General features: G+C 47.0%; 12 protein-coding genes. 9 read left to right on the top strand and 3 right to left on the bottom strand.

Features of this window, described 5'->3' with window-relative positions:
• Window positions 1–50: 50 nt before the first annotated feature.
• On the bottom strand, window positions 51–833 hold the full coding sequence (gene lexA / locus ACFQY8_RS05395; protein WP_377938868.1) for a transcriptional repressor LexA: 783 nt from the start codon (window positions 831–833) through the stop codon (window positions 51–53).
• A 149-nt stretch (window positions 834–982) separates the two neighbouring features.
• On the opposite strand from lexA, the gene ACFQY8_RS05390 reads away from it, so the two are divergent.
• Together ACFQY8_RS05390 and nrdR are read left to right on the top strand one after the other, a co-directional pair.
• Complete coding sequence (locus ACFQY8_RS05390; RefSeq protein ID WP_377938867.1) at window positions 983–1,324, top strand: LysM peptidoglycan-binding domain-containing protein; 342 nt, start codon at window positions 983–985, stop codon at window positions 1,322–1,324.
• 26 nt (window positions 1,325–1,350) lie between these two features.
• Window positions 1,351–1,803, top strand: coding sequence for a transcriptional regulator NrdR (nrdR, locus tag ACFQY8_RS05385; protein WP_377938866.1), 453 nt, complete (start codon window positions 1,351–1,353; stop codon window positions 1,801–1,803).
• 80 nt (window positions 1,804–1,883) lie between these two features.
• Here the strand turns inward: nrdR and serA are convergent, their stop codons facing one another.
• On the bottom strand, window positions 1,884–3,146 hold the full coding sequence (serA, locus tag ACFQY8_RS05380; RefSeq protein ID WP_377938865.1) for a phosphoglycerate dehydrogenase: 1,263 nt from the start codon (window positions 3,144–3,146) through the stop codon (window positions 1,884–1,886).
• Window positions 3,147–3,156: 10 nt separating this feature from the next.
• On the bottom strand, window positions 3,157–5,442 hold the full coding sequence (locus ACFQY8_RS05375) for a HelD family protein (RefSeq protein ID WP_377938864.1): 2,286 nt from the start codon (window positions 5,440–5,442) through the stop codon (window positions 3,157–3,159).
• 285 nt (window positions 5,443–5,727) lie between these two features.
• Here ACFQY8_RS05375 and mraZ point away from each other — a divergent pair, with 285 nt between their 5' ends.
• From mraZ to mraY, 7 genes are read left to right on the top strand one after another with little or no spacing between them, the layout of a single operon-like run.
• Window positions 5,728–6,243: a division/cell wall cluster transcriptional repressor MraZ gene (mraZ, locus tag ACFQY8_RS05370; protein WP_377938863.1), complete on the top strand. Its 516-nt coding sequence runs from the start codon at window positions 5,728–5,730 to the stop codon at window positions 6,241–6,243.
• Window positions 6,237–7,364, top strand: a complete 1,128-nt coding sequence (gene rsmH / locus ACFQY8_RS05365; protein ID WP_377938862.1) for a 16S rRNA (cytosine(1402)-N(4))-methyltransferase RsmH — start codon at window positions 6,237–6,239, stop codon at window positions 7,362–7,364. Before mraZ ends, rsmH begins: the two co-directional genes overlap by 7 nt.
• Complete coding sequence (locus ACFQY8_RS05360; RefSeq protein WP_377938861.1) at window positions 7,351–7,845, top strand: hypothetical protein; 495 nt, start codon at window positions 7,351–7,353, stop codon at window positions 7,843–7,845. Before rsmH ends, ACFQY8_RS05360 begins: the two co-directional genes overlap by 14 nt.
• Window positions 7,845–9,728, top strand: coding sequence for a peptidoglycan D,D-transpeptidase FtsI family protein (locus tag ACFQY8_RS05355; RefSeq protein WP_377938860.1), 1,884 nt, complete (start codon window positions 7,845–7,847; stop codon window positions 9,726–9,728). The genes ACFQY8_RS05360 and ACFQY8_RS05355 overlap by 1 nt, the downstream gene beginning before the upstream one ends.
• A 38-nt stretch (window positions 9,729–9,766) precedes the next feature.
• Window positions 9,767–10,816: a hypothetical protein gene (locus ACFQY8_RS05350; RefSeq protein ID WP_377938859.1), complete on the top strand. Its 1,050-nt coding sequence runs from the start codon at window positions 9,767–9,769 to the stop codon at window positions 10,814–10,816.
• Window positions 10,817–10,822: 6 nt separating this feature from the next.
• A complete protein-coding gene (locus ACFQY8_RS05345; protein WP_377938858.1) occupies window positions 10,823–12,334 on the top strand; it encodes a UDP-N-acetylmuramoyl-tripeptide--D-alanyl-D-alanine ligase in 1,512 nt (503 codons plus the stop codon).
• 44 nt (window positions 12,335–12,378) lie between these two features.
• Entirely contained in the window at window positions 12,379–13,473 is a 1,095-nt protein-coding gene (mraY, locus tag ACFQY8_RS05340) for a phospho-N-acetylmuramoyl-pentapeptide-transferase (protein WP_377938857.1), read from the top strand.
• The last annotated feature ends 22 nt before the right edge of the window (window positions 13,474–13,495 follow it).

The following is a 13,495-nucleotide window of genomic DNA, read 5'->3' as shown; positions in this document are numbered from 1 at the left end:
AGGAGGTCTCCACCAACTATTTATTACTATTTCTCGCGTAGATTACAAGGTTATATTTTTCGTAGTACGGTTACGACTTTTCCCATAATTTTTGCATGAGTGCCATCAATAGGGGAATAGGCTGGATTATGAGGCATAAGCCAAACGTGCCCGTTATCTTTTCTTAAAGTTTTTACTGTAGCTTCGTCGTCGAGTAGGGCGGCGACAATATCACCGTTATGGGCAGTGTTCTGCTCTCGCACGACAACGAAGTCACCGTCGCAGATGGCAGCATCAATCATAGAATCTCCGTGGACCTCAAGCATGAAGAGGTTTCCACTCCCTGTAAGGCGTTCAGGCAGGCGCATGACATCGTCGATATGCTGTTCTGCTGTGATAGGTATGCCTGCGGCAATGCGTCCTACGAGCGGTATATCGCGAGACTGCGCGATGGATTCGCTCATCTCTTCTACTGGTAAGTTCTGGGTGGGGAACGGGTATATCTGAGCAGTGTGTGTGGTGTTTTTTGCAGAGTCTGACCTTGCTGAAGGTGACTTTACTGTTTCGACTGGATTTGTTGCAGAAGTCTCTATGAGTTCAATGGCGCGACCCTTACCAGCGTTGACGCGTAAGAGTCCGAAATCCTCGAGAACTTCGATTTGATGTTTAACGGAGGAAGGACTCTTTAAACCGACAAGAGTACCAATTTCACGTAATGTTGGTGCGAAACCATGGTCAGCTATATGATGCCGAATTGCATTATAAATTTGCGCCTGACGCGGCGTAAGGTTTGCAAGTTCTGAGTTTTCGCCGTTAGTACTGTGTGTGCTCCTGCTTAGCGGTGTGGTGCTCATGATATTCCTTCCATCGTACTTTCTACTCTATCGTGAATTTCTCGTAAAGGCAAACAGATGTTCGAAAATATTCTTTTACTTTGTCGAACAAGTGTGCGAGTATTAGAACATACGTTCGATAGAACAAATGTTCGATGAAAGGAATCGCTATGGTAGACTTAATGGTAGAGAAAAGTGAGCAAGGCTCTCATAATGCAGAATGTGCTCCATTGTATAAGTCAAAGTGGGCTGCTCTTCTCGCTGCTGTAGTTACAGTCATTGCTGTGGGTGCTGTCTTCGTTATGCCACATGCGAGTGCTGAAGTTAGTTATGATAGCGATAACTTAGTGAGCTATACAGTACAACCGGGTGATACTTTGTGGAGTTATGCGCAACGTATTACGCCACGGGACGGAGATATTTATGACACAATGGATATGATCAAGCAAATCAATCATTTGAATGCCGATAATCTAGAGGCGGGGCAGAGCTTACTTGTTCCTGAAGCATAAACACGGTATCTGATATTCTTAAGGATATGCATTGTCCTTTTTGCCAGAGCCCAGATACTAAGGTTATTGATACGCGCGTAAGTGAAGATGGGTATACCATTAGGCGTCGCCGTGAATGTATTAAGTGTTCTAAACGTTTTACGACACAAGAGAGCATGGTACTTATGGTGGTTAAGCGTAGTGGGAATTCGGAGTTATTTAACCGAGAGAAAGTAATTTCTGGCGTACGCAAAGCATGCCAAGGATTACCTATCAATGAAGAATCTCTCAAACAACTTGGCGAAGATGTTGAGCGTGACCTTCGCTCAAGAGGCGTCTCTGAAGTCAAAGCTGAAGAAGTAGGCTTGGCCATTCTGGAGCCACTACGGCAGCTCGATGAGGTGGCCTATATGCGTTTTGCTTCGGTGTATCAGCATTTTAATAATCTAGACGACTATTCCAATGCTATTGCAAAGTTAAAAGCTGCACGTCAAAATTAGTGGTCAAAACTAGTGTGAGCCTGGAATGTACTAGGCTCACATTTCTCGTTTCAATTTTTAGGTATCGAGAGTTTTGTGTATTAACTCATGACATGTATGCGAATCGTACCAGGTATGTCTTGCACTGCCTGAATGTCAGCTTCGCTGAGCTTGCCTGCTACATCTGTCACGACGTATCCAAGCTGCCCATCTGTGGCAAGAGATTGAGCGACTATATTGAGATTATTGTCAGACAATACGTTGTTCAATTTAGCCAAGATACCTGGCAGATTATCGTGTAAATGCGTGATGCGGGTAAAAGTGCCAGTATCCTCAGCTTGTTGAGCTGTGACATCACGTGTTGCCAAGGTATTCCGTGTAATTTCTTCTCGAGTTGCCACATTAAGGTTTGGCATATTGACAGATAGTGACGTGTTGCCTTGCGTAAGGTAGTCAAAAAGCTTATGCGAGACGAACTTGCCAATGGACTTCTGAGCTTCGAGTGTAGAACCTCCTACATGAGGAGTGAGAATGACATTGGGAATGGTCGCAAGTGGCGTGTCGAACTCATCGCCCACTTTCTTAGGCTCGGTGGGAAAAACATCAACTGCTGCGCCGCTCAAATGTTCGGACTTGAGATGGTTGTAAAGTGCTTGTGCGTCCATGACAAAGCCGCGCGATAGGTTAAGGAATATGGCGTCCTGCTTCATAAGGCTGAAATACTTTTCGCCAAACATACCTGCATTAGATTTACGCCCGTCGACATGCAATGTAACTGCGTCGCTGGAGCGAAGAAGCTCTTCAAGTGAGTTAGCGCGGACAGCATTACCGAGAGCTAACTTTTCTTCGAGATCGTAAAAAAGTACTCTCATGCCCATTGCCTCGGCGAGTACAGAAACCTGTGAGCCGATATTTCCATATCCGATGATTCCTAACGTCTTTCCGCGAACTTCATGAGATTTTTTTGCTGTCTTGTCCCATGTGTGTTCACGGATAGAAAGAGTATGCTCTGGGACGCGACGCATCAATGCGATGATATCGGATATGACAAGTTCGACAACGGAGCGGGTATTCGAGTAAGGAGCATTAAATACGGCTACACCTTTATGTGCAGCATGCGTAAGATTAACTTGATTTGTTCCAATGGAGAAACAGCCCACTGCATTAAGATTCGGAGCATTGTCAAGTACTCTCTGTGTGACATTAGTTTTTGAGCGAATGCCAAGTAATTCGACATCTTGAAGTGCTGTGATAAGCTCGTCTTCATCAAGTGCGCCAGAACGAGTTTCTACATCAATTCCTTGGCTGCGTAAGAAGTCTGCAGCGAGAGGATGGATATTCTCTAATAAAAGTGCCTTAACCATAGCACTAATATTAGAGAGAGATACGTTCCTTATCTTCTTCTGTTTGGATAATGACCAATTTTTGTGTAGGGCGTGTCATCGCTACATATAAATCAGCAGCAGCAGAAAGGCGTGATGGACTATTGGAAGAGATAAGACCTGGCTCACACAGTACGACTGCATCAAACTCTAGGCCTTTAACTTCGGTAGGGTTGTAAACGCCAATCTGCGCATCCCAAGCTGGTTGTGACGTCAATCTATTGAATTCTGCATCGGAGATTCGGTCGGAGTTACGCATAGATATACGTAGACGTTTGTCAATCTCATCTCGTATCTCGGTGTCGCAAATAATCGCTACTCTTCCTGATCCGTCGGAGGATACATACGTAGTAATTAAGTCAATCGCATGGTTGATAGTCGAGTCAATTGCTGAGTGTATGGTTGTGAACGTTTTTCGCTCAACGCTATCGGGCACAGTGCGGACTGCGTTTACTGTGGAAATATAGAGTCCTTCTGAGGCTGCAAAATTCCCTGCGGTATCGGAAACCTCTTGTGGATTTCGATAATCGACGGTTAGCTCGTTGATATCCCAAGCATCTGTACCAAATACGCGGTCAAGCATAGTATTCCACGAGTGAGTGCCACCTAGAGCAGAAGTCTGCGCGACATCTCCGACAATAGTAAAGGAATGAGAAGGGCAACGACGGATAAGCATACGCCAGTCCATGGCGGTGAGTTCCTGAGCTTCATCTACCACTATATGTCCGTATGTCCATTCACGATCTGCTCCAGCACGTTCAGACAATGTCAGGTCATCAGTATCTTCCATGTGTGCTAAGACGGTCCGAGCGCTTACTCCTGAACCGCTTAAGCCCATGGAACTCATCATGTCATTGATGTATTTCTCGTCAGATGTGGTTCTTGAATTACGTGCCTCTATGAGCTCCTGCTCATGCGGATCTGGTCCGAGAACTTCGAGAGCCTCATCTATAAGTGGGATGTCCGATATAGTGAACTTGCTTCCAGTAGGACGTATAACTTCGCGTATTTGATTGTCATCTAGCCATGGAGCGAACTGCTTGAGACGATGAGGCTTGGAGAACATATCGTTGATCAGCCACTGAGCATTCATAGGAAGCCACGCTGTATTCAAAGTTTTACGCAGGGTTTCGCTCATGCGCAATGTCTCTTGTGCGTTATGTACTTCGGAATATTCAGGTTCATAATCGAGACCTTCTTTGTATCGTACGGTTAACAGAGAAATCATAGATTTGATAAAAGTCTTACGAGCGATATTGTGCGGCTGGTGTGTGCGACGTGCATCGTTTTGTGCTTGCTCAATGTCAGTGCGTGTGACAGCGACACGTACTCCGTTAATTTTCAAGACAGGAAGTGCTGAAGGAACGCGGATGCGAGAGGCCGCGGCATTGGCAATTGCCTTGACCATGCGGCGGTCGCCTTTGATCCGCGCGGCGTAAGGATCGTCAACGGCGGTAGCGTGAATACCGGGGAGGAGATTTCCTATCGTGCGTGAAATGACGCCTGTCTCTCCTAAAGAAGGCAAGACTTGATCAATATAGTGCAAAAACGCAGGAGATGGTCCTACGATGAGTACGCCGGAACGTTGGAGAGTTTGTCGATGTGTATAGAGCAAGTATGCAGCGCGATGAAGTGCCACGGCTGTCTTGCCTGTTCCTGGTCCGCCCTGGACGACGAGAGGTCGGTTGAGGGGTGAACGAATGATACGGTCCTGCTCGCCTTGAATGGTGGCGACGATATCCGTCATCCTTCCGGTACGTCGGCTAGAGAGTGAGGCGAGTAGTGCACCTTCGCCGGTCAAGGTACCAGCTTGAGATGCCGATGTGACGTGTGATGAATCAATATTGAGTACTTCATCCTCGATGCTGACAACGTCTCGGAACTTCAAAGTAATGTGACGGCGCATGGCAATGTCGCCATGGTGTTGAGGGGTTGCTTCATAGAAAGGTTGAGCTGCCTGTGCTCGCCAGTCGATGAGGATGGTTTCGTGCTCAGGGGTGGATAGACCGATGCGTCCGATGTGGTGTTGTGTGCCATCTTCGTGGTCCAATCGTCCGAAAACAAGGCGGTCTTCGACTGAGCGCAACTGTATAAGACGATCTTCGTACATGGCAGCAAATGAATCTCGCTCTGAGCGTTGTGTAGGCGATTCATGGGCTCCACGTGCACGCACTTCATCTAATCGTGCTTTTGTCTGTACTCGAATTGCATCGAGTCGAGCATAAGATTCATCCACCATGGACTGCTCTTCACGAATCTGTTCAGAATAATCGGACACTCACATACCCTTTTCATCGCTACGCTTTTGCGTGATTCTTGGCGTCTACCAGTTTTGTTTTGGAAAAGAGAAATACGCACACGTGAAACGAAGATGTAATGCTCCGCTGGGCATGAATGCGATACCTCAATCCGCTGAAAACTGCCTAACTAATCTACTCGCATGGCAGTACTTTTAATTTTTCCTATATTTTTGCGTGTTCGTGGGGAAAAGTGGAGAGAAATGGGGTAAAGTGGGGAGAAGTATGTGAAGGCTGCACTGCGAAAAATTAGGAAAGGAGGAGAAATGGCTGAAAATACTGGCGTAAGCGGCGAGAATACCGATTCACCACAATTCGCCAAAAATCTCCCACTTCCTGATTTGCTCTTAGGAACGTACACCCCAAAAATTGATGCGAAAGGTCGCGTAGCAATTCCCGCAAAAATGCGCGATGTTCTCGGCAGCGGGTGTGTGATGGCGCGTGGGCAGGAACGGTGCGTGTATGTGCTCCCTAACGATGAGTTTCGTCGCATTGCTCAGCAGATACAGCACACGTCGCTCAGCAATAAAGCAGCGCGAAACTATCTTCGTGTGTTTTTGTCGGGTGCTGTAGATGCAGAACCAGACAAACAAGGGCGTGTCATGGTCCCGAGCATGTTGCGCACTTATGCGCATTTGGATGACGACATCGTACTCATCGGAGTAGGAACGCGTGCAGAGATTTGGAATCGTGAGGATTGGGAAAGCTACTTGGCTGCTCAAGAAGATGACTATTCAGATATGGCTGATGATGTGCTTCCGGTAGGTGATGTCGCATGGTAAACGAGACACCTATGAAGAAACGTGCGGATGAGATACACGTACCAGTACTTTTTGATGAGTGTGTGCGACTTGTTACCCAGAATGTTGAAGCGAGCGCGAAGAAAGATGGGCGTGAATTTCCGGTTATAGTGGATTGCACGTTAGGGCTTGCTGGGCATACGAGTGGCTTTTTGAAGGCTATACCTAGCGTACGTGTCATTGGAATTGATCGAGATGCACAAGCGTTAGCGCTTGCCACGCAACGTGTAGCAGATCTTGGTTTGGGTGAACGGTTTATCCCAGCGCATGCGGCGTTTGATGATTTCACGCATGTCCTCCATAGAAACGGTATCAACCATGTGGATGCGGTGTTTATGGATTTGGGACTGTCAAGCTTGCAGATTGATGAAACAGAGCGTGGTTTTTCATACTCGCATGACTCTGTACTTGACATGCGCATGGATGTAAGTCAAGAGCTGACTGCAGCAGATATCTTAAGAGCTTACGCATACGAAGATCTCGTGCGCATCTTCAAAGAGTATGGAGAAGAACGTTTTTCTAGCCCTATTGCGCGAGAAATTGTGCATATGCGAGAGCGTGGAGAATTTATCGAAACTTCACATCAGCTTACCGCTGTCGTCGATCGCGTCATCCCTAAAGCGAAGCGCCCCGCTGGAAATCCAGCAAAGCGTGTCTTCCAAGCGCTACGCATTGAGGTTAATGGTGAACTTGACAAGTTGGCAAGTACACTTCCACAAGCGTTACGAGCGTTGAGTGTGGGTGGCCGCTTGGTAGTCGAGTCGTACCACTCACTCGAAGATAAATGCGTGAAAAATTTCATGTCTCGGGGGCTTCATGCAGATGTACCCGTTGGCCTTCCCGTCATTCCTCAAGAAGCGATGCCGTACTTAAAAGATTTAACTCACGGCGCAATGAAAGCTGACGAGGCGGAGATTGCAAGGAATTCACGATCGGCATCTGTGAGGCTGAGAGCTGTCGAAGTGATAAGACCTGCTCCGCCGTCTGCTTTTGATTTTCCTCAGAAAAATATAAAGGTGCGCAACATACAAAATCGAAATACGCATAAGGCACGAACCGCATACAAGACACGACATAGTAAGGGACATTATGGCAGCCGCTGAAGCAAGAATGACACGATCGACAGCTACTCGTAGCGCAACCGCGCATCGCTTGGATTCAACGTCACACGCTATGCGCCCGCAAGGTCGTAGTAGCACGAGGCTATCACAACCGTCACAACGTCAGTATGGTCATCCTCAGCTCAATGTGAGGTCACGTGAAGAGCAACAGTATAATTCCGGCGTATTCTCTCATATCTGGTCGTGGGCAAATACTAGGCGTGCACCATACGCATATGTGATTGTATCCGTTGCCATCCTTATTGCAAGTGTCTTTGGTAGCTTAATGCTACGCACTGCAATGGTTGAGAACGCGTATAGTATTTCTCATACGCAGCGCACGGTATCCCAGCTCACTCAAGATGTACAGCAAGATCGTGCAAAACTTGATGCTTTAGAAGCTGATCTTCCTAACCGTGCTAACCAGCTTGGTATGCAAGAGAGCTCTGAGAGCATGACTATCGATTTGGGAAGCGCACAGTAATGGCGCGTACGCCACAAGCACAAGAAAATACGGGCTTTATTCAGAGTCAAGCTCACACTATACGACGGCGCACTATTGCGGTCATCATAGTGTGGGCAGTCCTCATTGTTGCAGGTTTAGGCCGCTTAGCATGGCTTCAGATTTTTGGGGCAGCTTCGCTAGCTCAAGAAGCGAGTAATTCGCGCACTGTAACTGCGAAAGTCCAAGCAATGCGCGGGAGTATTGTCGATACAAATGGTGAGATTCTCGCACAAAGTATAGAAGCATACAAGATTTACGTTGATCAGGTGGGTGCGAAGAGTTTTTCTCCTTTGTCCTGCACAGTGAAACGTACACGTAGCATGACGGACGCAACATATGACCAGCTCACTCAAGAGCGTCGTAAAACATGTCATGAGATTAATGGCAAGGATGTCCCAGGCAAAGGTGCATACGCTGTCGCGCAGATTTTAGCACCAGTCTTAAAGCAGAATCCTCAAGAACTCGGTGCCGAGTTGGCAGGCAAGAACCGCTATGTCGTGGTTGCAAAAGGAGTGACACCAAAAGTCGCACGAAAGATAGATAAACTTCATCTTTCTGCCATTGTTGGCACGGAACTTATGAGTCAGCGCGTATACTCAGATCCCACTCTTATTGGTGCAATTTTGGGTGGAGTTAACGATGAGGATACAGGTGTAGCTGGCCTTGAATCCATGGAAAATGCGTCGCTCAAGGGGGTTGCTGGAGTAGAGACTTATCAACAGGCAAATCCAATCAATCCGACTAACGGAACAGCAAAGATACCTGGAACGGAGAAAGTACAGTCTCAAGCAAAGCAGGGTGGCACAGTCAAACTCACCATTGACCGTGATGTGCAATGGTTTATGAATCAGCAACTCAAGCAGCGGGTTCAAGATCAAAATGCAGACTGGGGTATAGGTGTCGTTCAAGAGGTAAGCACAGGAAAAATTCTCGCAATTTCCGATAGTGATCAATATGCAGCAGATTCCGATGATGCATTGATAAAGGGATCAAAGGCTATGACGGCTACATTCGATCCAGGCTCTACAGGGAAACTGATTACTGCCTCAGGCATCATTCAAGAGGGCCTTCATAAGGCTACAGACCGATTTACTGTGCCCTATAAGCTTGAGTATCAGGGGCAGAGTTATCACGATGCTGAATATCATCCTAATCAAAAGCTCACTCTTGCGGGCATTCTCTATAATTCGTACAACACAGGTACGATTATGACTGCTCAGAATTATTCATTGGAAAAGCGCTACCAGTACATTACGCGTTTCGGGATTGGTGCATCCACTGGAATTAATTTCCCTGGAGAATCTGTTGGCCTTCTCAAGAATTACACGGATTGGGATACACGTACTCAGCAAACAGTTCTCTTCGGGCAAGGCTACACGGTCAATGCACTTCAGATGACAAACGTCATCGCTACAGTTGCCAACGGCGGAGTACGTCTCGGTCAGCGTATCGTGGAAAAATCCACAGATGCAAATGGCAAAGATACCACTCCTACCGCAAATAAAGCTACACGTGTCATCTCAGCTCAAACAGCTTCAACTGTGCTCAACATGATGGAAAATATCGGCGAAGAGTACAGAGGTGTATCGAGTGTGCCGGGCTACCGTGTAGCAGGAAAGTCGGGTACCGCAGAGGTAGCGGGGGATACGGGCGCACTTACGAGTGTCGTAGCAGATTACATCGCTGCTCTTCCAGCTGACAATCCCAAGTTTGTCGTCGGCGTCTTCATCAAGGATGCACGTTCATACTATGGTGGTGCCACATCTGGCCCAGTAGTAGGAGCAGTAGGGTGGTTCCTTATGCAGAAGTACCAAATTCCTCAATCTCAGCCACGTACTAACGCTATTCCTATCGAATGGTAGGAATGCCTAGGTGGTAGTCTAGAGACAATATGAGCAGCGTGAATGAATCAGTAAACGAGCATGTCACTATTGGTGATATTAGGCGGCGATATGGTATTAGTACTGTGGCACCTCACAGTGATGCTGTAACCTTGACATCTGTAGCAGATGAATTGGAAGATATCACCCCAGGGGCACTGTATCTCAGTCCATCATCACAGTACGATTCTCGCATCGTGCATGCAGCAGCTCGACGAGGTGCTTATGCGGTATTTTTCATGCTTCCGGAACAGTCGAAAGCTGTAGAAATTCCTATTGATTCAGAAATTCCAGTTTTGTTTGGCAATTTACGTAATTCCGATCGTGCACGAATTTGCGCAGATTTGACAGGTAATCCCTCTCAAGCTCTAGCTATTTTTGCCGTACAAGGTCCTCGCTCGATATTCGTTATGAGAGAGCTTTATGACGTGTTGCATTATTTAGGCAATCCTCTCGGCGTCATCGATAGCCGGGGAGGCGTGAGCCTAGAGCGTGAACTGTGGTTGAAGACTCCGCTGTCGCCATTGGATGTGCAACGTATGCTCGCTATCATGGCTGAAGACGGTGCCACGTCCGTCATTGTACACGTTGATGATGCTGTCCTCGAGACAGAGGCACTGACACAGATAAGTATCGATGTCTATAGCAATCCGTTGAAAGAATCGTACGTCGTACCCCAGCTCGATGCCGTACCTCATCCAGAGGTGAAACAATCTACGCAGGGTGGGGGATTGAGAGGAAATACCAATAGAGTCGCTCGTAATTTCCTCAAACGACAGTCAAGCGAGTCTCGCAAAAACTCTGATGGGGAACTTCGCAAGCTTGCACGACAAAACATTCAACCATATGGTGCACATATCTCTGAGCAGACAGCGTGTGTTGATGTATCAGCCGAAGCCAAGGAATTGGTACACGATGCACTGAATATTACAGGACATTCTCCGGTGGATGAAGATGCAGAATTCTATGATATAGCCACAGCTGTGGCAATGGTTCTTGCCGCTGGTGTAAAAAAAGGAAGTATCAAGAGCGCATTACGATTATCGCGCGAAATGAAAGATGAAGGTTAGTTTCCCATGATTAGGACTTCGGGACAGGAACTTATCGCTGCTGGTATTGGACAGATATATGTTCACGGTGTACGCGAGGATAGTGCAAATATTGTTATCTCATCAGTGACAACGGACTCTCGGCATGCAGGAGAGGGAAGTGCATTCGTCGCTATTAAAGGCGAGCGTGTAGATGGTCATGACTTTGTAGGTTCGCTTGATGGCGCAGTACTTGCAGTAGTTGATCATCTCATCGAGGGTACGCCCATTCCACAGCTTCTTGTTGACGATACAGTCAAGGCGTTGGGCGATATTGCACGCTTAAATATAGAGAAGCGACGCATGTATGCTCAACGCGGTATGAATGAATTTACTGTCATTGGTATCACAGGTTCTGTAGGTAAAACCACGACGAAGGATATGCTTTCTGCTGTGCTGAGCCAGCTTGCACCGACGGTCGCACCGCAGGGTTCTTTTAATAACAATATTGGTCTTCCACTCACGGCTCTCGAGGTGGATGAGAAGACTCGTTTCTTCGTTGCAGAGATGGGCGCATCAGCAGTAGGAGAGATCGCCTATCTTACGACTATTGCGCGTCCAGATATTTCCATTGTCCTCAAAGTAGGTGTGGCGCACCTTGGTGGCTTTGGTAGTGTCGAGCACATTCGAGATGCAAAGGCCGAGATAGTTCGCGCGCTGACAACGAATGGCGTAGCGATACTCAACGCTGATGATGAGAATGTTCGCACGATGGCACAGATGACGAAAGCGTCAAGCATTATTTGGTTTAGCAGAGCAGACGAGCAATTACAACCAAAACCAGCAACTTCTACAGCGGTATCAAGTGTCATACTTCGTGGTACAAATACGGAGCTGGATGATTTTAATCGACCGAAATTTAGCATTACTCTTCCTGATGGTTCTCATTTTAATTTACGCTTAGGTATAGCTGGCGAGCATAATGTGTACAATGCTTTAGCTGTTTTATCCGTCGTTTATAGTCTCGACATTCCAGAACATATCGCGGCTAGTGTGCTCTCTCATATGGAATCGATAAGTGAACATCGCATGCACATGGCGTCAGTGCAAGTTGAAGATGCGCATTTTACAGTTATCGATGATTCTTTCAATGCTAACCCGGACTCCATGCGTGCAGGGCTTAATGCTCTGAGCACACTCCACGCCGATGATAAAGATATATATCGTGTGGCAGTCATTGGATCTATGCTTGAGCTGGGGGTGACAGAGGAAGAAGCACATCGCGAAATTGGACTCTATGCCAGTACTCATGCCAATGAAGTAATCGCTGTGGGATCTCCAACGGATGAGAACCTGATGCGTTTAGCACGTTGCATCTCTGAAGGTGCATCACTATCGCAGACGAGTCATGTACACCTTGTTTCAGACACTGACGAAGCTCACGAGCTTGTCATGCAGTGTGCTCATGAGCATAAGTGCGTCGTCCTCCTTAAGGGATCGCACGCATCTGGTCTCAGCGCGTTAGCCGCGCGTTGGCTAGGTAATGCGAATGAGAAATAGTCGTTAATAGAAAGAGTTAATAAGAAGATAGGGAGCCGGCATCCATGATTGCAGTACTCATTGGTCTAATAGTGTCACTTGTTGTGACCTTCGTAGGGACACCTATCGTGACTCGTATCATCACGGATCTCCACTATGGTCAGTACATACGTCAAGATGGACCACAGTCCCATCTTGTCAAGCGTGGTACGCCGACGATGGGCGGGATTGTTATTAACCTTGCCATCGTCTTAGGGTGGCTGTCTTCTGCGCTGTATCGCTGGATAGTTTCTGGGCGTACGCCGTCAGTAAATGCTATGCTCGTGCTTTTTGTCATGCTATCTATGGGGATTCTCGGTTTTATCGATGATTTTGCTAAGGTGGCGAAAAAGCAAAATGAGGGGTTAAGCATCCATGGTAAATTCATCGGACAAGTTATCTTTGCCACGCTTTATGCTATTTTGTCTCTGACTATTAAGGCTCCCGATGGTACAGTTTCAGCGCATTCAGGAATTACATTCATCGAACGTCCGCTGATTAGTTTTGACGCCCTCGGCACGGTATTATCGACAATTCTCTTTATCATCTGGGTGAATTTGCTTCTGTCTGCGTGGACAAATGCTACAAATCTGACTGATGGTCTCGACGGTCTTGCTTCAGGAAGCTCGATGGTATCTTTTATTGGCTTTGCCGTTATCGCATTGTGGGAGAGCTACCATCTGAAACCATCGCACGGGTCTGTCGCATATACTGTGCAAGATCCTCAAGATTTAGCCATTATTGCGTTGTGCGCTATGGCTGCATGTTTCGGTTTCTTGTGGTTTAATTCAAATCCTGCCACCATCTTTATGGGAGATACTGGTTCGCTGGCGCTTGGCGGACTATTTGCTGCGCTCTCCATTGCAACGCATACAGAGGTACTTGCCGTCATCCTTGGTGGACTTTTCGTCTGGGAGACGCTTTCTGACGTTATTCAAATTTTCTCTTTCAAAGTTTTCCATACGCGCGTATTTAAGATGGCTCCTATCCATCATCACTATGAGCTCAAGGGATGGTCGGAGAATAAAGTAGTCGTCAGATTCTGGATGATTGAAATGGTTTGCGTCATCGTAGCGCTTGTCATTTTCTATCTTGACTGGGTCGTGCGTTCTGGTATTTAATCACCTCAAATTTATTTTGAAT

Source organism: Alloscardovia venturai, assembly GCF_042676605.1.
GTDB lineage: Bacteria > Actinomycetota > Actinomycetes > Actinomycetales > Bifidobacteriaceae > Alloscardovia > Alloscardovia venturai.
This window is presented reverse-complemented; position numbering and strand designations above follow the sequence as displayed.

Excerpts from the sequence above, each read along its gene's own strand:
- nrdR (WP_377938866.1), top strand. The coding sequence starts at position 1,351 with ATGCATTGTCCTTTTTGCCAGAGCCCAGATACTAAGGTTATTGATACG.
- mraZ (WP_377938863.1), top strand. The coding sequence starts at position 5,728 with ATGGCTGAAAATACTGGCGTAAGCGGCGAGAATACCGATTCACCACAA.
- ACFQY8_RS05390 (WP_377938867.1), top strand. The coding sequence starts at position 983 with ATGGTAGACTTAATGGTAGAGAAAAGTGAGCAAGGCTCTCATAATGCA.
- ACFQY8_RS05345 (WP_377938858.1), top strand. The coding sequence starts at position 10,823 with ATGATTAGGACTTCGGGACAGGAACTTATCGCTGCTGGTATTGGACAG.
- lexA (WP_377938868.1), bottom strand. The coding sequence starts at position 833 with ATGAGCACCACACCGCTAAGCAGGAGCACACACAGTACTAACGGCGAA.
- serA (WP_377938865.1), bottom strand. The coding sequence starts at position 3,146 with ATGGTTAAGGCACTTTTATTAGAGAATATCCATCCTCTCGCTGCAGAC.
- mraY (WP_377938857.1), top strand. The coding sequence starts at position 12,379 with ATGATTGCAGTACTCATTGGTCTAATAGTGTCACTTGTTGTGACCTTC.
- ACFQY8_RS05360 (WP_377938861.1), top strand. The coding sequence starts at position 7,351 with ATGGCAGCCGCTGAAGCAAGAATGACACGATCGACAGCTACTCGTAGC.
- ACFQY8_RS05355 (WP_377938860.1), top strand. The coding sequence starts at position 7,845 with ATGGCGCGTACGCCACAAGCACAAGAAAATACGGGCTTTATTCAGAGT.
- rsmH (WP_377938862.1), top strand. The coding sequence starts at position 6,237 with ATGGTAAACGAGACACCTATGAAGAAACGTGCGGATGAGATACACGTA.